The organism is Myceligenerans salitolerans, from assembly GCF_017349295.1.
Taxonomy (GTDB): domain Bacteria; phylum Actinomycetota; class Actinomycetes; order Actinomycetales; family Cellulomonadaceae; genus Myceligenerans; species Myceligenerans salitolerans.
Genome location: NZ_JAFMPK010000044.1, coordinates 129931 through 147032 on the forward strand (window position 1 = coordinate 129931; position 17102 = coordinate 147032).

Genomic DNA, 17102 nt, shown 5'->3' on the forward strand with positions numbered 1-17102 from the left:
GGTCCTTCACGTCGTTTGGGAAGTTCTTGGGCGGATGTCAACTCGGACGGTGTCCGAGACTCACAGTACCTGATACTGTCAGTCTCGTGAGGCGGAGCACAAGAGCGACGGCCCGTGAAGGAGCACATCGATGAGCGTCGGCGCGGACGGACGATCGACTCGCTGGGCGGACCACCGCACCGCGCGCCGGGCAGAACTCGTGCGCGCGGCCCGGAAGGCCGTACACCGTCTTGGTCCTACGGTATCCATGGACGAGATCGCCGCCGAGGCGGGAACGTCGAAGTCGATCGTCTACCGCTACTTCGACGACAAGGCCGGCCTGCGGCTCGCCGTGGCCGAGGCCGTCGTCGCCCAGATGCACGACACCCTGCGGGAGGCCGCGCACGGCGCCGCCACGCCCGAGGGCGCGTTGCGCGCCATGGTCCGGGTCTACCTGGAGATGATCGAACACTCGCCGAACGTCTACTGGTTCGTGACCCGGACGTCGATCGGTGGCAACGACCCGGTCTCGCCGTCGGGCCCGCGGGACACCCGGACCACGGCGTCGCCCGTCGGATCCTCGGACGCTCCGCTGGGCGCCTATCTGGACTCCGTGATCGAACTTGTCGCCGAGCCGTTCGCACAGGCCGCCAACGTGACACCGGAGGACGCCGCCGCCTGGGCGGCGGGCGCCGTCGGCTTCGTGCGCGGTTCCGGCGAGTGGTGGCTCGGCCATCGCGTCGCCGGGCGGTCCGTGACCCGCGAGGAGCTCACCGAGCGCGTCAGCCTCTGGCTCTGGAACGGCCCTGTCGGCGTCCTGCATCCCGCGGGGTCCACGACGGCGACCACCGCGTGATCTCCCCCGTACCCGCCTCAACCTCGCGGCCACCCGCCGCCGACCCCCGAGGAGAACCGATGACGACCACCTCCGAACCCCCCGTCACGACATCGGCTGCGGCCGGCACGCCGACCGGCGTCGACGCCGCCGCGACGCCTGTCCGGACCGCGTCCGCACGGCCGGCACCGAACGGGCCGCGTGTGGATGTCGCCGAGCTGGAGCACCTCCTGCTCGGCCGCTGGAAGGACGTGCGCTCGCACGCCCGGCGCCTGGTCGCCGAGCGTGACGACATCTGGAAGATCGACGGCATCTCCATGGAGGAGCACCGCGAGCGCACCCTCGAGATCATGAAGTTCATGGCGCGGGAGGAGCCCGGCCAGGTGTGGCGGGCCTTCCCCGCGCGCCTCGGCGGGCACGACGACGCCGGCGGGAACCTCGTGGGCTGCGAGGAACTGTTCGTCGCGGACCCGTCGCTGCAGATCAAGTCCGGCGTGCAATGGGGCCTGTTCGCGGCCGCGATCCTGCACCTCGGCACCGAGGAACAGCAGGACCGCCTGCTGCCGGGGGCGATGGACCTGTCCGTGCCGGGCGCCTTCGCGATGACGGAGACCGGGCACGGCTCGGACGTCGCGTCCGTCGGGACGACGGCGACGTACGACCCGGAGACCGAGGAGTTCGTCATCAACACCCCCTTCCGCGGGGCGTGGAAGCAGTACCTCGGCAACGCGGCACGGCACGGCGTCGCCGCGACGGTGTTCGCGCAGCTGATCACCCGGGGCGTGAACCACGGTGTGCACTGCTTCTACGTGCCGATCCGGGACCCGGAGACCCTCGAGTTCCTGCCGGGCGTCGGCGGCGAGGACGACGGCCACAAGGGCGGTCTCAACGGCATCGACAACGGCAAGCTGCACTTCACCGACGTGCGGATCCCACGGCGGGACCTCCTGGCCCGCTACGGCCAGGTCGCCGCGGACGGGACGTACACGTCGTCGATCGACAGCCCGGGGCGCCGGTTCTTCACGATGCTGGGCGCGCTGGTCCAGGGCCGCGTGACACTGGACGGATCCGCCTCGGTGGCGGCGAAGGTCGGCCTGGCGATCGCCACGAAGTACGCCGACGAGCGCCGGCAGTTCGCCGCGGGCGAGGGACAGGACGAGATCACCCTGCTCGACTACGCGATGCATCGCAAGCGCCTGTTCCCGCGGATCGCGGAGACCTACGCGATCTCGTTCGCGCATGACGAGCTCCTCGACCTCTTCCACGGCGTGTTCTCCGGTGCGACGGACACCCCCGAGAACCGGGAGGACCTGGAGACGACGGCGGCCGCGCTCAAGGCGACGTCCACCTGGTTCGCCATGGACACGCTGCAGACCTGTCGCCAGGCGTGCGGTGGAGCGGGCTTCCTGTCGGAGAACCGCTTCACGTCGATGCGCTCCGACCTCGACGTCTACACCACGTTCGAGGGCGACAACCACATCCTCCTGCAGCTGGCCGCGAAGCGGCTGGTGGGTGACCACGGCAGGAAGCTCGCGAAGGCCGCGAAGTCGCCCGCGGGCGTGGCGGGAATGGTCGCCGGGCAGGTCAAGGACGCACTGCTGCACAAGACCCCGCTGAGAAAGCTCGGCCAGGACGTGGCCGACGCCGGCGGCGCCGCGCGCAATCTGCTCGACCCGTCCGTCCAGCGGGCACTGCTCCAGGGCCGCGTGGACGGCCTCGTCCACGCGGTGGCGATGGGCATGCGTCCCGCGGTGGGCATGAAGGACCCGGCCAAGGCGCAGGAGGTGTTCGACGACAACCAGGTCGAGCTGATCACCTCGTCGGTCGCGTGGGCGGAGCTCTTCCGGTGGGACGCCTTCACCGCGGCGCTCACCCGGATCGAGGATCCTGGCACGCGCGCGATCATGACGACGGTCCGGGACGTCTACGGCCTGACCGTCGTCGAGCGCCACCTCGACTGGTACCTGGCCAACGGGCGCCTGTCGGCGTCGCGCGCGAAGGCGGTGACGACGACGATCCATCGGCTGCTGAAGAAGATCCGGCCGCACGCGGTCGACCTGGTCGACGCCTTCGGCTACGGCGGGCGGCACCTTCGCGCGCCGATCGCCGACGGGTCGGAACGAGTGCGTCAGGACGAGGCGCGACAGTACTACCGCGACCTCGCCGCGAGCGGGCAGGCGCCCACGTCGGAGAAGTCCCTCCGCAAGTCCCGCACGGGGTCCTGAGCACCGCGCGGCCCGCCGGGGGTGGACCGGCTCTCAGAGCCATCCCTTGCGGGCCGCGTGCCAGCCCAGCTGGATCCGTGTCGCCACACCTGCCGTGTCCATCATGGACTTCACCCGGCGCTGGACCGTCCGGAGGCCCAGTTCCAGGTGCTTCGCCACGGCCTGGTCGGTCAGGCCCGAGAGCATCAGCCCGAGGATCTTCAGGTCGAGATCGTCGAGCTCGCCGTGGACCCCCTCGGACTGCACCCGGAGCGGAACGGCGTCACGCCAGAACGCCTCGAAGAGCGCGATGATCCCGTCGAGCAGCCCGCTCTCGTGGATGATCAGCGCGGAGACCGTGTCGACCTCGTCGTCGGGTCGCAGCTGGCTCTGAACGGGGACGATGGCGAGGCGCCGGTCGATGACGAACGCCTTGATCGGGACGTCGTCGGCGATGCGCACCTCCTCGCCCGCGCGGACGGCCTCGACCGCGGCCTCCACCGTGAGAAGGCCTTCGTCCAGCATCGAGCGGTCCATCACTGCCCGGTAGCGCACCCCACGCTGGACCGCGTCGTCCTCCGCCGTGTTCTCCTCGGTGCCCATCACGAGGACGGGCGGGCGCAGGAACGTCTCGACGGTCTCGTGCGCGCCCGCCTGGAGCTGCAGGATGCGCTGCAGCACGGCGTCGGAGCCGCGCACCAGGTCGACGATGTCGCTCGCGGGCCGCAGGTCCGCCGCTCGCCGGTACTCCTCCTCGAGATCGAGCATCTCGAGCTGTGCCGACCGCAGTTCCTCGGTACGCCGCGAGAGGATGGCACCGAGCGCGATCTCGGGTGGGGCCGCCTGAAACCGTGAGTCGTCGGTGCCCTGCCGCGCCGCGAGCCCGTGCTCCTCCAGGACCTGCAGCACCGCGTAGGCCTCACCGGGATCCACACCCATCCGCCGGGCGAGTTCTCCCGCGTCGAGCGAGGGGGAGCGGACCAGCTCGCGGTAGGCGAGCGCCTGCGCCTGAGACAGGCCGAGCACGTTGCCGAACATTCTCAACCCTCCAGGAGATGTCGAGGCACCGAGGATGCGGCGAGGATACGCCATGGCGGGTTACCGCCACGAAGCACCGTGTGATGGCACGCCACCTCCGCCCCTGCCGGCCGTTCCCCGCGCGGGCAGAGGCCCCGCGCTCCGTCGTCGGAGTGCGGGGCCTCGTACCTTCCGGAGCCGGCGTGGGCGGTCAGATGTTGCTCGGCGGCGGGTAGGTGCCGCCGGCCGGCGGCGGCTGCGTGCCGGTGGCCCGACTGCCGGGGGTACCGCTCTGGTCGGCGATCTCACTGATCCCGGCGAGCCAGCCCTCCCACTTCGTGCGCATCGGGCCGATGAGGCCACCGCCCACACCGACGATCAGGATGCCGGCGATGGTCGCCAGGACCGCGACGAGAACGGACGTCGTCACGGACACCGCGATACCGACCTGGTTCAGCGCTGCGACGATACCCAGGAAAAGGATCGCGATCTGTGCGGTCTTCGCCACGACCGGACCGTACGAGGCATTGCCCATGGTCGACATGAGCAGATCCTTGACGGCGTTCGCGATGGCACCGGCGATCACGACGATCACGATCGCGACGACGAGCTGCGGCAACCAGCCGACGATCTCGTTGACGATCTGGCTCACCGGGTTGGTGGGACCGAAAGCACTGAGCGCGAGCTGCAGCACGATGAGCAGGATGAAGTAGTAGATGATCTTCGTCAGCAACGAGATCGGCTCGACTCCGGACCCGGCGAGAAGTCTTCCGGCACCGGCCTTGTCGAGCAGCTTCGTGAAACCGACACGGTTGAGGATCATGCCCACGAACCTGGCCACGGCCTTCGCGATGATCCAGCCGATAAAGAGAATGACGAGGAACACGAGAAGCTTCGGAACGAAGCTGGCGATCGAGTGCCACGCATTCGTGAGACCTGACGTCCAGTCCATGATGGTGTTTCCCTTCCCCCTGAGATATGACTCCTGCCGGAGACCCGTCCGTCTTCCGGGGGTACTTCCGGCACGTCACAAAGGTATCCCCGGGGGAGATATCGCGCCCGTCCAAGAAATATGGTGAAGGGAAATCAGAAGTGATATGCCGGTTCAGACGTCGTCGGGGAGGCAGGCCGCGACATCGGCGAGATAACCCGCCGCGGCGGTCGCCAGGAGCCCGGCCAGTCCGGAGCCTTCCGGCACCGGCCGCGGGTCGTCGACGACCACCCACAGCCCGTCCACGACGTCGTACTGCGCCCGAGGACCGTCGGCGACCAGGGCGCGCACCGCAGCGACGAGCCGCTCCACCTCTTCCCCGGCCGTGCCCACACCGACCGAGGCCCGCACGGCCCCCGCGTCGAACCCGAGACGGCCGAGCAGTGGGTGCGCGCAGAAGCGCCCGTCCCGGACACCGATGCCGTGCTCGGCCGACAGGTAGGCGGCGACGAGACCCGGGTCGTAGCCCGCGACGGTGAAGGTCACCACGCCCACCGGGTCGACGGCGTCGTCCCACACGCGCACGACCGACACGCGGTCGATCGCCTCGAGGCCGCTCACCAGACGGCGGCGCAGTTCTCCCTCGTGCTCCCGGACCGCGGCCGGGTCGAGTGCCGCGAGGGCCTCGCACGCCGCCGCGAGAGCGACCGCGCCGATGACGTTCGGGGAACCGGCCTCGTGCCGGGCAGGTCCGTCGTGCCAGTCCGTGCCACCGGTGCGCACGCGGCGGACGGCGCCGCCGCCGGCCAGGTAGGGCGTGCCCGCGTCCAGCCAGTCACGGCGGCCGACCAGCGCGCCCGCACCGTAGGGGGCATAGGTCTTGTGGCCGGAGAAGGCGAGGTAGTCGACGCCGGTGTCGGCGAGCGAGAACCGGCGGTGCGGCACGAGCTGGGCGCCGTCGAGCACGATGCGGGCGCCGTGCTCGTGAGCGGCCTCGACCAGGTCGGTGAGCGGAAGCGACTCGCCGGTCACGTTCGACGCACCGGTGACGGCCAGCAGAGCGTACGGCCGGCCGGCAGACGCGCCGTCGGCGAGCTCGTCACGCACCTGCACGAGGGTCTCGGCCACGGTCGCGCCGCCGGTGAGCACGGTGGCGTCGGTGACCCGCTGCCACGGCAGGAGGTTCGCGTGATGCTCGACGTCGAGCACGAGGACACGCCCCGGTGCGCCGGTGACCGGATCGGCGGGGACACAGCCGGCCAGCAGGTTGATCGAGTCGGTGGTGTTGCGCGTGACAAGGGTGAGGTCGTCCGCACGAGCACCGACGAACTCCCCGATCGCACGCCGGGACGCCTCGTACAGTGCGGTCGAGACCTGGGAGAGGTAACCGGCTCCCCGGTGCACGCTCGCGTACAGCGGCAGCGTCTCGGCCACCCGTTCCGCGACGGAGGCGAGCGCGGGGGCGGACGCCGCGACGTCCAGGTTGGAGTAGGTGACCTGACGCCCGTCGACGAGGGGAACGAGGGTGTCATGCCCCACGACGGGGAGAAGCGGTGCGATACGGCCGACCGTGGCGGGCGCGGGGTCGGGAGCGCCGCCGCCCGTACCGGCCGTGGTCGTGGTGTCGGTGGTTGCCGTCATGGCGCCCTCCAGCGGATCCTGGGGGAGTGGTCCCCGCGCTTGCCACGAGCGGTCTCGAACGCGGCCAGGTCGTCACCCGGGGCACCCCACCGCGAGAGGAGGGTTGCCGGCCAGCAAGCCGGGGCTTGTCGCTGGCGCTCATGACCTGGCGTCATCCTGCGATCCCCGGACGGTCACGTCAACGAGCGTCCATATTCTGGTCTCACTGTGTGATCCGCTCCTCCGCGTGACGTACGATCGCGTCGACCATCCCGAGCGGGCGAGTGACGTGGCACGTCGACCCCGCAGCAACCCGCGGGCCCGCGCTGTCGCGCGAGGCTTCGGACCAGGGTGCTAACGCCACGACCGATGGGAGGAGTGCCATGAGCAACCCCGAACCCGACGCCACCGCCGAGCCCGCCCACCGTGTGGAAGCCCGGCCCGCCGCCGGCTACGCCGGGGACATCACCCCGCAGCAGGCGTGGGATCTCCTGGACGGCGACCCGGACGCCACCTTGGTGGACGTCCGCACCGAGGGTGAGTGGCGCACGATCGGCGTTCCCGACGTCCGCTCACTCGGCAAGCAGGTCGTGTTCGCCGAGTGGGTGCACGCCGACGGCCGGCCCAATCCGGCGTTCCTGGAGGAACTCAAGACCGGCGTCGGCGCGACCGACGGCCCCGTCGTGTTCCTCTGCCGGTCGGGTCAGCGGTCGATCGGCGCGGCCCGGCTGGCCACCAGCGCGGGGATCGCGCCGTCGTACAACGTCGTCGAGGGCTTCGAGGGCCCGGCGGGACCTGACGGCGTGCGGAACCACAGCGGCTGGAAGGTCCGTGACCTCCCGTGGACCGAGGCCGGCGCATGACGACGACCGGCGCGTTCCCGCCCGGCAGCGTGCCCGGTGGTTCCGGGCGACGGCCTCTGCCGGCCGGCGTCCGCCCCCGCACCCTCGCCGTCCGGGCCGGCCACGCGCGGACCGAGTTCCAGGAGACCGGCGAGGCCGTCTTCCTGACCCAGGGGTACGTGTACGACTCCGCGGCCGACGCGGAGGCGGCGTTCTCCGGTGACCTGGACCGGTTCGTGTACTCCCGGTACGGGAACCCGACGGTCCACACGTTCGAGGAGCGCCTGCGTGTCCTGGAGGGCGCGCAGGCCTGCTACGCGACCGCGACCGGGATGTCGGCCGTGTTCACGGCGCTGGCGGCACTGGTGCGGTCCGGGTCCCGGATCGTCGCGGCCCGGGCCCTGTTCGGGTCGAGCGTGGTCGTCTTCGACGAGATCCTCGCGAAGTGGGGTGTGCGCACCGACTACGTGGACGGGCACGTTCCCTCCCAGTGGGAGGAGGCCCTGGCGGAGCCGGCGGACGTCGTGTTCTTCGAGACGCCGTCGAACCCGATGCAGGACATCGTCGACGTACGGGCCGTGGTGGAGCTGGCACACCGGGCGGGTGCGACGGTCGTGCTCGACAACGTGTTCGCGACGCCTCTGTTGCAGCGGCCGCTCGAGCTCGGCGCCGACGTCGTGGTCTACTCCGCGACCAAGCACCTCGACGGGCAGGGGCGCGTGCTCGGCGGGGCGATCCTCGGGACCGAGGAGTTCGTCACCGGGCCGGTGCAGACGCTGATCCGCAACACCGGGCCGTCGCTGTCGCCGTTCAACGCGTGGACCCTGCTCAAGGGGCTGGAGACGCTGCCGGTACGGGTCGCGGCGCAGACGGCGGCGGCACTGGACGTCGCGCGGGCGCTCGAGGGGTTCGACGGTGTCACCGGGGTGCGGTACCCGTTCCTCGACTCGCACCCGCAGGCGGAGCTGGCACGGTCGCAGATGTCGGGCGGTGGGACCGTGGTGACGTTCGACCTGGACGTCCCGCCCGGGGCGGATGCCGACGGCGCCAAGAAACGGACGTTCGCGTTCCTGGACGCGCTGCGGATCATCGACATCTCGAACAACCTGGGCGACGCGAAGTCGCTGGTCACTCACCCCGCCACGACGACCCACCGGAAGCTGGGCGCCGAAGGCCGAGCCAAGGTGGGTATCAGCGAGACCACGGTGCGGCTGTCCGTGGGGCTCGAGGACGTCCAGGACATCGTGGAGGACGTCGAGCAGGCACTGGCCACGTCGTAGGCGAAGGCTCCGCGCCGGTGTCCTGACCACGGTCGGGACACCGGCCTTTGTGATCCAGGCCATAGTTCGGCGCAGCCCAAATACTTTCGTTGTTCCCCTTCGGTAACTCGGTTTACGTTCGGAGAGCAAGTTCCGATCTGTCGTAGATGACCGCTTTCCGGAACAACGAAGGGATCTCACCCTTGCGCACCCGATCAGTCACCGTAGCGGCCGTCGCCGCCGCGCTCCTCGCGAGCGGATGCATGCTCCCAGGCGCGGCCGCGCAGCCAGGCAGTCCATCCGGCGGCGCTGCCGTCGACATCACCACCGGCCCGGCCGAGACCGTCACGGTCCCGCTCCTGACGGGTGATCGCGTGACCGTCACGACGGCCCCGGACGGAAGCCGCACGGCCGCCGTCCTCCGCGCCGAGGGACGCGAGGACGTCCCGTACCTCCGGCGCGGCCACGGCGAGCACCTGTACGTCATCCCGGCCGACGTCGCCGGGCTCGTCGGCGAGACGCTCGACGAGCGGTTGTTCGACGTCGCCGCGCTGGCCGACGCCGGGTTCGGCGGGCGTCCGACCCTGCCGGTCATCGTGCAGCAGACCGGGCGGCCGAGCGACGTCTCGACCCTTGCGACCCGTAGCGACTGGAAGCCGGCCGGCATCACGCCGGAGCGCATCCTGGAGTCCGTCCGCGCCGTGTCCGACGACGTCGGTGCCGCGGCGGGCGCGAAACTGATCGACGCCCTGCGCGCACAGGCCGGCGACGCCACGACGCGCGCCGCGGAGGAAGCACCCGCGATCGAGCGCGTCTGGCTCGACGCGCCGGTGCAGGCGCTCGACGCCGACTCGGCACCGCAGATCGGCGCACCCCAGGCGTGGGAGGCGGGATTCACCGGCGAGGGAGTCACGGTCGCCGTCCTGGACACGGGCATCGACGCGACCCACCCCGACCTGGACGAGGTCGTGGTGGCACAGGAGGACTTCTCCGACACGGGGTCCACCGTCGACAGGCAGGGGCACGGCAGCCACGTCGCCTCCATCGTGGCCGGGTCCGGCGACGCGTCGGGAGGCGTGAACTCCGGCATGGCCCCCGATGCCGGCATCATGGTCGGCAAGGTGCTGGACGACGACGGGTACGGTGACGAGTCGTCGATCATCGACGGCATGGAGTGGGCCGCCTCGCAGGGCGCGGACATCATCAACATGTCCCTCGGCGCGTCCGTGTACACCGACGGCACGGACCCCATGGCGCTCGCCGTCGACCAGCTGACCGCCCAGCACGACGCACTGTTCGTGATCGCGGCCGGCAACGACGGCATGGACGAGTCGATCGGGACGCCCGGGTCGGCGTCGTCGGCCCTCACGGTGGGCGCGGTCGACGACGACGACCAGGTGACCGGCTTCTCGAGCCGCGGGCCGCGGACCGACGGCGCGATCAAGCCCGACATCGTCGCGCCCGGCGAGGAGATCGTCGCGGCGCGTGCGGCGGGGACACGGCTCGGCAGCCCCGTCGGGGAGCACTACGTGGCTCTGAGCGGAACCTCGATGGCGGCGCCGCACGTCGCGGGCGCGGCGGCGGTCGTGCTGGAGGCTCGGCCCGACCTGACCGCCCCTGAGCTGAAGGCCGCGCTGATGGGGTCGGCGGACCCGACCGGCGCGTCCGTGTTCGAGGAGGGTGCGGGGCGGGTCTTCGTGCCCACCGCGATCGAGCAGCCGATCCTGGCCGACCCGGCGTCGGTCTCGCTCGGCACCTTCAAGTACCCGCACGACGGCACGGCGACGGGCACGGTCACGTACCGGAACACCGGCGACCAGGACGTCGTCCTCGACGTGGAGCTCGCCCTGACCGGCCCGGACGGCGAGGCCGCCGAAGGCGCGTCCGTCTCCGACGACCGGGTGACGGTTCCAGCGAACGGCACGACCGAGATCACCGTGACGGTGGACCGCGTGCCCGGGGCCATCGGCCGGTACTCCGGCGCCGTCACGGCGACAGGCCCGGACGGCGCGACGGTGCGGACCCCCGTGGGTTGGGAAAAGGAGCCCGAGCTGTTCGACCTGGAGGTGGAGTTCGTCGGACGGGACGGGCAACCCTTCAGCGACGGCATCACCGACCTCGCCGTCATGAACGTCGACGACGCCGAGCAGTTCCTGTCCTTCGACCTCGCCGAGGGCGCGACGCACACCCTGCGCGTCCCCGCGGGCCACTACTCGGTCGCGGCAAGCATGTTGAACACCGAGTTCACCCAGCTCACCGACGCGATCGAGCCCGAGATCACCGTCACCGCCCACACGACCGTGACGCTTGACGCGCGGGAGGCTGTGCCGGTGTCGATCGCCACGCCGCGCAAGGGAACGGTGAGGGATCTCGGCATGGACGAGCAGCGGATCGACGCGAACGGCATCAGCTTGTCGACGGGGGTCGCCGTCGGCGACGTCGATGCCTTCCTCACGCCGACCGAGCCCGTGTCGATCGGCGAGTTCGACCACGTCACCTCGGCACACCTGGACCGGCCGGCCTCGAGTCGGACGGCCCGGCCGTACTCCTACGACCTGGTGTTCCAGCAGTCCCCGGTGACGACGGGGACGTTCACCGCACGCCGCGAGGACCTGGCGGCCGTGAGGACGACGTACGCGGAGCCGGCACGGGGCGTCGTGATCTCGGCGGGCCGTGGCGCCGTGCCGGAAGGCCGCAGCTTCGCCTTCACGGTGCTGTCCCCCGTGGACCTGGGTACCCGGACCGAGTACGTGAGCGCGCGGAACGTGACCTGGCTCCATGCGACGTCCTACGACACCCCCGACTGGGAGGAGATACTGGGCGGCTACGACTCGCCGCTGACCGCGTACGAGCCCGGTTCGACCGTCGACGAGACGATCGGCGGGGCGCCGCGCACTCCGCAGGGCGCTGCGGCGCAGCTGGGAGACCTGCTCGGGATCTTCCCGAGCGGCTGGTCCGACTCTGCCGGAAACACGTACCTGGGCTGGGGCGAGGACGACGAGCGCCTCACCGTGTGGCAGGACGGCGAGGTGGTCGTGGACGACGCCCCCGGATGGGCCGAGCTGACGATGCCGCCCGGCGGCGCGGAGTACCGGGTCACCTACCGTGGGGTCCCGGCGTCCGAACGGTGGTTCACCGCGAAGCGCGCCACGGGTGAGTGGACGTTCCACGCCGAGCCGGTCGGGGAGGACGACATCGTGTCGAGGGAACTGCCCGATGTCCGGTACGACGTCGCGCGGATCGATCTGCGAGGCGCGGCACCGCGGCGCACCGAGGTCGGGGTCGAGGTCACCGGCACCGAGGGTGACGCCGAGGTGCGCCTGTGGTGGTCCGCGAACGACGGCGGGGACTGGAAGGAGTCCAGGATCAGGAACGGCGTGGCCGTGGTGAAGGCCCCGAAGGGCACCTCGGAGGTGTCGCTCCGCGCCGAGGTGACCGACGCGGCGGGGAACACCCTGAGGGAGACGGTGGAGCGGGCGTACACGGTGAAACAGCGGCGATGAGGTGAGGGGGCGCGCGGATGGTCGGCGTCGACCTCCGAGCGCCGTGGTGCGATCCGCGCCCGATGCGAACGCCGAGGCGGTGAACCCGCCTCGGCGTTCCGCTCCCCCGACGCCGCTCGTCGGCGGACGCGCCTGGCGGGCGCCGCTTGCCGGCGCGATGAGGTTCGCCGCCGGGACTCCGTCCAGTGCCAGGCCTTGGTTCGGTGGCGAGCCTCGGTCCGGTGGCGGGCCTACGTCCGGTGGTGAGCCCACGTCCGGTGCCTTGGCGCCGGGAGCGCGTAGCGTGGGGGCGTGAGAATCGTGACGCCGTTCGTGTCGATGCTGCGGGCAGACAATCCCGGGCCGATGACGCTCGACGGGACCCGGTCCTACGTGCTGCGGGCGCCCGGCGCCGTGGGGTGCGTGGTGGTGGATCCGGGGCCGGAGCTCGACGAGCACCTCGATGCGCTGGCCGGCGCGGGGTCTGTCGAACTGGTGCTGATCACGCACCGGCATCCGGACCATACCGCCGGGTCGGCCGGGTTGCGGCGACGGACCGGGGCGCCCGTGCGGGCACTCGACCCGGAGTTCTGCCTCGGCGGAGAGCCGCTGCGCGGTGGCGAGGTGCTCGATGCGGCCGGCCTGCGGATCGAGGTGCTGGCGACGCCCGGGCACACGCGGGATTCCGTGTCGTTCGTCGTCAGCGGGCCGGGAGCGGGCGTCGGCGACGGTCTCGCTCCCCGGGCCGGGAGCCCGGGGAGCGGGGCGGCGGCGGGCACGGGCGGCGGGGCGGCGTCGTCGGGCACGGAGACCGTCGTGCTGACCGGGGACACCGTCCTCGGTCAGGGCACCACCGTGATCGCCGAGCCGGACGGCTCACTGCACGACTACTTCGCGAGCCTCGACACCCTCGAGTCCGCGGGCGCCGACACCCTCGGCCTCCCCGCGCACGGCGAGCCCATCGGTGACCTGGCGGCGGCCGTGCGCCTGTACCGCGCGCACCGGATCGAGCGGCTGGAACAGGTGCGGCGCGCGCTGGACCGGCTCGGCGTGCCCGACGACGGCCGGGACGCCGAGATCTCGGAGCTCGCCGACGCGGTGGTGGGGATCGTGTACGACGACGTCGACCCGAGCGTTCTGGGCGCGGCCCGGCAGAGCGTCACGGCGCAGCTGAGCTACCTGCGCGGGGAGTAGGGCGGGCGGCACGGGCCGGATCAGTCGAGGAACGTCAGCTCGACCAACCGACATCGGCGCACCCAGTCCTCCAGGTCCACCGGCTGGACCAGGTGGCCCGGGTTCGCCGGCTGGTTGAGGTCGGCGACGATCTCGGTCAGGACCGCACGCCGCTCCGGTTCCTCGGTGACCGGCCGGGCGGTGGCCCGCAGGTCCGCGCGCACCCGGCCCTTGAGGTGGAACGTGAGGGCGGGTTCGGCCAGCAGGTTCACGTACCAGCTCGGCCGGTCGACCGTGCCGCTGCACAGGTACGTGCGGCCGGCCACGTGGTAGAAGAAGATCTCGATCCGCCGCGGCAGACCCGTGCGCCGTCCTGTCGTCGTGATGTCGACGATGCGCTGCCGTGTCGTGGCGGCCGGGGTGATCTCCAGGGCCCGCCGCACCGCCTCGTCCATCAGGCCTCCCCGCTCTCGCGGTGCGGGGCCCCGGGCTGCCGGTGCTCGCCGCGCTGGTCCTCGCGCCGCGGGGCCCCGGGCTGCCCGTGCTCGCTGCGCCGGCCCCCGCCCCGCTGATCCTCGCCCCGCTGCTCCTCGTACCGCAGGGCCGGCCCGAGCAGCAGCCCGCCGTCGACGACGAACTCCGACCCGGTCGCGTAGGCGGCGTCGTCGGACGCCACGAACAGGACCAGCTTGGTCACGTCACCGGGCTTCCCCACGCGCGGGATCGCGAACGGCTCGGGCGTGTAGGCGGCCGCGATGGGCGCCGCGCCGGGAGCTGCCGGCTCCGTGATGAACGCGGTCGAGACCGCTCCGGGGTGGATCGAGTTGACCCGGATCCCGTCGCGGCCCAGCTCCATGGCTGCCGTCCGGGTCAGACCGCGCAGAGCCCACTTGCTCGTCGTGTAGGCGGCGAAGTACGGGGTGCCGGTGTTGGCCATGGAGGATGCGATGTTCACGATCGAGCCGCCTCCACCCCGCCGCATCGACGGGGTGACGGCGCGTATCCCCAGGAACTGCCCGGTCACGTTGATGTCCAGGAGCCGCTGCCAGTCGGCCAGCTCGGTGCGCTCGACCGTCGCGGCCGCCTGCGGCACGCCGGCATTGTTGACCAGTACCGACACCGGTCCGAAGCGGCGCTCGGAGGCCGTCACGGCGTCGGCCCACTGCCGCTCGTCGCGCACGTCCAGGGTGACCGCCATGGCCCGGTCGCCCAGCTCGGCGGCCAGGCGCGTTCCCCGCTCGGGGACCCGGTCCCCGATCACGACGTCCGCGCCGGCGGCATGGAAGGCGCGCACGTGGCTCACACCCATGCCGCCGCCCGCACCCGTCACCAGGACCGTCTTGTTCTTGAATCGCCCCACGGCACATCCTCTCGCCAGGTTCCGAGTCATCTGACTCGCCTCTGTCGAGACGGTACGTCGGCCCGTGGTTGTGAGTCAAGTGGCTCACCTCGCGCCGTCCGGCATGATGGGCGCATGGCGGCAGGGACGGGTGCGTACCACCAGCAGCTCGCGGAGCAGAAGCGGGCGGCGATCATCGACGCGGCGACCAGCCTGTTCATGGCCCACGGCTATGCGGGCACGTCGCTGGCCCGGGTGGCCCAGGACGCCGACGTCTCGAAGGCGACCCTGTTCAAGCAGTTCCCCACCAAGGCGAGCCTGTTCGAGGCAGTGGTGACACAGCAATGGGACGCGGCCGACGACGACCGCACGACACCGGAGCCCGGCGACCTCGCACACGGGCTGCGCCTGTACGGCCGCCGCTACGCGGCGCTCATGTCACGGCCCGAGATGGTGGGCCTGTACCGGATGGTGATCGCGGAGATGCCACGCTTCCCCCAGATCGCCGACACCCAGTTCGAGACCGGGAAGATGCCGTTCTTCCGCGCGGTCCAGCGCTACCTCCGGGCCGAGCACGACGCCGGGACGGCTCGCGTCGACGACACCCTCATGGCGGCGGCCAACTTCCTGGGCATGATCGGCAACTACGTGTTCTGGCCCCGGCTCATGGTGGTCGGCTGGGATCCCACGCCCACGCAGGTCGAGAGCGCAGTGGACGAGGCGGTGGCGACGACCGTCGCCCGCTACGGCACCGCGTAGGGCGGAAGCCCATGCGTCCGCCGTGGAGGCGCTGCGACCCAGAGCGGCCGGGTCAGAGCGCCTTGCCGTAGCAGCGCTGGTCTTCCTCGCCCGCGTACTTGCCGTAGGGCGGGATCGGCTCGTACCCGAGCTTCTCGTAGAGGGCGATCGCCTCCGGCTGCGCCGTACCGGTCTCCAGGACGAGCCGGGTCATGCCCGCCTCACGGGCGGAGCGCTCGAGTGTCTCCATGATCAGCGTCGAGAAGCCGCGGCGCCGGAACCCGGCGTCCACGAAGACACGCTTGACCTCGCCTGTCGCACGGGGATGGCGGCCCCCGACTCCGTCGTCCGTCCCGGACAGGTCGCGGATGCTGCCGCCCGCGGCGGCGACGCCGTCGACCCGGACGACGGCCGTGACGACGATCGTGGCGGGGTCGATGTACTCGTTCGCGTCCTCGTCACCGCCGTAGCGTTCGCCGAGTTCCGTGACCGCGGCGAGCCGGAGTTCGACGGCGTCCGGGTGCTCGAACGGCACCTTCTCGACCGAGACCGCCGAAGCCGCCTCGGAGATGTCATCGCGTGCCCTGGTCGTCTCCGTCATCGGTCCTCCTGGCCCACGACGGAGCGTCCGGGTACCCGGGGCGAAGCAGGCAAGGTCACGCCCCGACGAGTGAGGCCAGCACCGACCGGAAGAACGGGAGCCCGTCCGTGCCCGCGCGCGGGCCGTCCGCAGCGGCCGGGCCGAAACCCGGTTCGACGGCGTGCTCCGGGTGCGGCATCAGCCCCACCACGTTGCCCTTCTCGTTGGTGATACCCGCGATGTCGCGGCGCGAGCCGTTCGGGTTCCAGCCGTCGTAGCGGAACGCGACGCGACCCTCGCCCTCCAGCCGGTCCAGGGTGTCGTCGTCCGCGACGAACTGCCCGTCCTGATTCTTCAGCGGGATCGTGATCTTCTGTCCCGTGGCGAACTCGTTGGTCCACGCCGTGTTGGCGTTGGTGACCACGAGGGTCTGCTCGCGGCACACGAAGTGCAGGTGGTCGTTCTTGATCATCGAGCCCGGCAACAGGTGCGCCTCGGTGAGGACCTGGAAACCGTTGCAGATGCCGAGCACCGGCATGCCGCCCCGCGCGGCGTCGATCACGGAGGCCGTCGCCGGAGCGAACCTGCTGATCGCGCCGGCACGCAGGTAGTCGCCGTAGGAGAAGCCGCCGGGCAGCACGACCGCCTCGACGCCCTGCAGATCGGCGTCCGCGTGCCAGAGGGCGACGGGCTCGCCGCCGGCGAGCCGGATCGCCCGGGCCGCGTCACGGTCGTCGAGCGTGCCGGGAAAGGTGACCACGCCGATCCGGGCGCTGTTCAGCGCGCCCATCAGGCCAGCCCGGCGCGCTGCGGGACCGCGGCGTCCGCCGACGCGTCGGTCACGGCGACGACGTCCTCGATGATCGGGTTGGACAGCACTTCCTCGGCCGCCCTGCGAGCCTGTTCGAGGATCTCGGGCGTGACCTCGCCGTCGACCTCGAGCTCGAATCGCTTGCCCTGGCGGACACCGCTGAACTGCGTGAATCCGAGGCGCGGCAGCGCCCCGACCACGGCCTTGCCCTGGGGGTCCAGGATCTCGGGCTTGGGCATGACCTCGACGACGACGCGTCCCACGGGGGCTCCTTGAAAGACGAGGGGATTCC

The 17102-nt window shown here is 71.5% G+C and carries 15 protein-coding genes and 1 riboswitch; of the genes, 7 read left to right on the forward strand and 8 right to left on the reverse strand.

Features of this window, described 5'->3' with window-relative positions:
- Positions 1–247: 247 nt before the first annotated feature.
- Both J0911_RS11675 and J0911_RS11680 read left to right on the forward strand, forming a co-directional pair.
- The gene (locus tag J0911_RS11675; protein WP_372434871.1) at positions 248–835 is read left to right on the forward strand and encodes a TetR/AcrR family transcriptional regulator; all 588 of its coding nucleotides are present in this window, start codon (positions 248–250) and stop codon (positions 833–835) included.
- A 59-nt stretch (positions 836–894) separates the two neighbouring features.
- Positions 895–3039: an acyl-CoA dehydrogenase family protein gene (locus J0911_RS11680; protein ID WP_207275613.1), complete on the forward strand. Its 2145-nt coding sequence runs from the start codon at positions 895–897 to the stop codon at positions 3037–3039.
- Between the two features lie 33 nt (positions 3040–3072).
- Here J0911_RS11680 and J0911_RS11685 read toward each other — a convergent pair whose 3' ends face one another.
- The 3 genes from J0911_RS11685 to J0911_RS11695 form a co-directional block, all read right to left on the reverse strand.
- Complete coding sequence (locus J0911_RS11685; RefSeq protein WP_207275614.1) at positions 3073–4056, reverse strand: helix-turn-helix domain-containing protein; 984 nt, start codon at positions 4054–4056, stop codon at positions 3073–3075.
- Positions 4057–4246: 190 nt separating this feature from the next.
- Entirely contained in the window at positions 4247–4987 is a 741-nt protein-coding gene (locus J0911_RS11690) for a mechanosensitive ion channel family protein (RefSeq protein ID WP_207275615.1), read from the reverse strand.
- 153 nt (positions 4988–5140) lie between these two features.
- Positions 5141–6607: an aminotransferase class V-fold PLP-dependent enzyme gene (locus tag J0911_RS11695; RefSeq protein WP_207275616.1), complete on the reverse strand. Its 1467-nt coding sequence runs from the start codon at positions 6605–6607 to the stop codon at positions 5141–5143.
- Positions 6608–6637: 30 nt separating this feature from the next.
- Positions 6638–6753, reverse strand: a riboswitch (SAM riboswitch).
- A 216-nt stretch (positions 6754–6969) separates the two neighbouring features.
- On the opposite strand from J0911_RS11695, the gene J0911_RS11700 reads away from it, so the two are divergent.
- The 4 genes from J0911_RS11700 to J0911_RS11715 all read left to right on the forward strand — a co-directional run bounded on the left by J0911_RS11700 (position 6970) and on the right by J0911_RS11715 (position 13363).
- On the forward strand, positions 6970–7449 hold the full coding sequence (locus tag J0911_RS11700) for a rhodanese-like domain-containing protein (RefSeq protein ID WP_207275617.1): 480 nt from the start codon (positions 6970–6972) through the stop codon (positions 7447–7449).
- Positions 7446–8708, forward strand: coding sequence for an O-succinylhomoserine sulfhydrylase (locus tag J0911_RS11705; RefSeq protein ID WP_207275618.1), 1263 nt, complete (start codon positions 7446–7448; stop codon positions 8706–8708). Before J0911_RS11700 ends, J0911_RS11705 begins: the two co-directional genes overlap by 4 nt.
- 182 nt (positions 8709–8890) lie before the next feature.
- Positions 8891–12190, forward strand: a complete 3300-nt coding sequence (locus tag J0911_RS11710; RefSeq protein WP_207275619.1) for a S8 family serine peptidase — start codon at positions 8891–8893, stop codon at positions 12188–12190.
- 318 nt (positions 12191–12508) lie between these two features.
- Positions 12509–13363 carry an MBL fold metallo-hydrolase gene (locus J0911_RS11715; RefSeq protein ID WP_207275773.1) on the forward strand — a complete coding sequence of 285 codons (855 nt, stop codon included), beginning with the start codon at positions 12509–12511 and terminating at the stop codon, positions 13361–13363.
- Between the two features lie 20 nt (positions 13364–13383).
- On the opposite strand, the gene J0911_RS11720 is transcribed toward J0911_RS11715, so the two are convergent.
- Both J0911_RS11720 and J0911_RS11725 read right to left on the reverse strand, forming a co-directional pair.
- A complete protein-coding gene (locus tag J0911_RS11720) occupies positions 13384–13797 on the reverse strand; it encodes a nitroreductase/quinone reductase family protein (protein WP_207275620.1) in 414 nt (137 codons plus the stop codon).
- A complete protein-coding gene (locus J0911_RS11725) occupies positions 13797–14702 on the reverse strand; it encodes an SDR family NAD(P)-dependent oxidoreductase (protein ID WP_207275621.1) in 906 nt (301 codons plus the stop codon). Before J0911_RS11725 ends, J0911_RS11720 begins: the two co-directional genes overlap by 1 nt.
- A gap of 114 nt (positions 14703–14816) precedes the next feature.
- Between J0911_RS11725 and J0911_RS11730 the strand changes: the two genes are divergently transcribed.
- On the forward strand, positions 14817–15440 hold the full coding sequence (locus tag J0911_RS11730) for a TetR/AcrR family transcriptional regulator (RefSeq protein WP_207275622.1): 624 nt from the start codon (positions 14817–14819) through the stop codon (positions 15438–15440).
- Between the two features lie 52 nt (positions 15441–15492).
- On the opposite strand, the gene J0911_RS11735 is transcribed toward J0911_RS11730, so the two are convergent.
- Genes J0911_RS11735 through purS form a run of 3 tightly spaced genes read right to left on the reverse strand, consistent with a single transcriptional unit; the run spans position 15493 to position 17073 of the window.
- A complete protein-coding gene (locus tag J0911_RS11735) occupies positions 15493–16020 on the reverse strand; it encodes a GNAT family N-acetyltransferase (RefSeq protein ID WP_207275623.1) in 528 nt (175 codons plus the stop codon).
- A gap of 55 nt (positions 16021–16075) precedes the next feature.
- Complete coding sequence (gene purQ, locus J0911_RS11740) at positions 16076–16789, reverse strand: phosphoribosylformylglycinamidine synthase subunit PurQ (RefSeq protein ID WP_207275624.1); 714 nt, start codon at positions 16787–16789, stop codon at positions 16076–16078.
- Entirely contained in the window at positions 16789–17073 is a 285-nt protein-coding gene (gene purS, locus J0911_RS11745; RefSeq protein WP_207275625.1) for a phosphoribosylformylglycinamidine synthase subunit PurS, read from the reverse strand. The genes purQ and purS overlap by 1 nt, the downstream gene beginning before the upstream one ends.
- Between the last annotated feature and the right edge of the window lie 29 nt (positions 17074–17102).

Coding starts and splice junctions, on each gene's coding strand:
- J0911_RS11675 (WP_372434871.1), top strand. CDS start 248: ATGGACGAGATCGCCGCCGAGGCGGGAACGTCGAAGTCGATCGTCTAC.
- J0911_RS11680 (WP_207275613.1), top strand. CDS start 895: ATGACGACCACCTCCGAACCCCCCGTCACGACATCGGCTGCGGCCGGC.
- J0911_RS11685 (WP_207275614.1), bottom strand. CDS start 4,056: ATGTTCGGCAACGTGCTCGGCCTGTCTCAGGCGCAGGCGCTCGCCTAC.
- J0911_RS11690 (WP_207275615.1), bottom strand. CDS start 4,987: ATGGACTGGACGTCAGGTCTCACGAATGCGTGGCACTCGATCGCCAGC.
- J0911_RS11695 (WP_207275616.1), bottom strand. CDS start 6,607: ATGACGGCAACCACCGACACCACGACCACGGCCGGTACGGGCGGCGGC.
- J0911_RS11700 (WP_207275617.1), top strand. CDS start 6,970: ATGAGCAACCCCGAACCCGACGCCACCGCCGAGCCCGCCCACCGTGTG.
- J0911_RS11705 (WP_207275618.1), top strand. CDS start 7,446: ATGACGACGACCGGCGCGTTCCCGCCCGGCAGCGTGCCCGGTGGTTCC.
- J0911_RS11715 (WP_207275773.1), top strand. CDS start 12,509: ATGCTGCGGGCAGACAATCCCGGGCCGATGACGCTCGACGGGACCCGG.
- J0911_RS11720 (WP_207275620.1), bottom strand. CDS start 13,797: ATGGACGAGGCGGTGCGGCGGGCCCTGGAGATCACCCCGGCCGCCACG.
- J0911_RS11730 (WP_207275622.1), top strand. CDS start 14,817: ATGGCGGCAGGGACGGGTGCGTACCACCAGCAGCTCGCGGAGCAGAAG.
- J0911_RS11735 (WP_207275623.1), bottom strand. CDS start 16,020: ATGACGGAGACGACCAGGGCACGCGATGACATCTCCGAGGCGGCTTCG.
- purQ (WP_207275624.1), bottom strand. CDS start 16,789: ATGGGCGCGCTGAACAGCGCCCGGATCGGCGTGGTCACCTTTCCCGGC.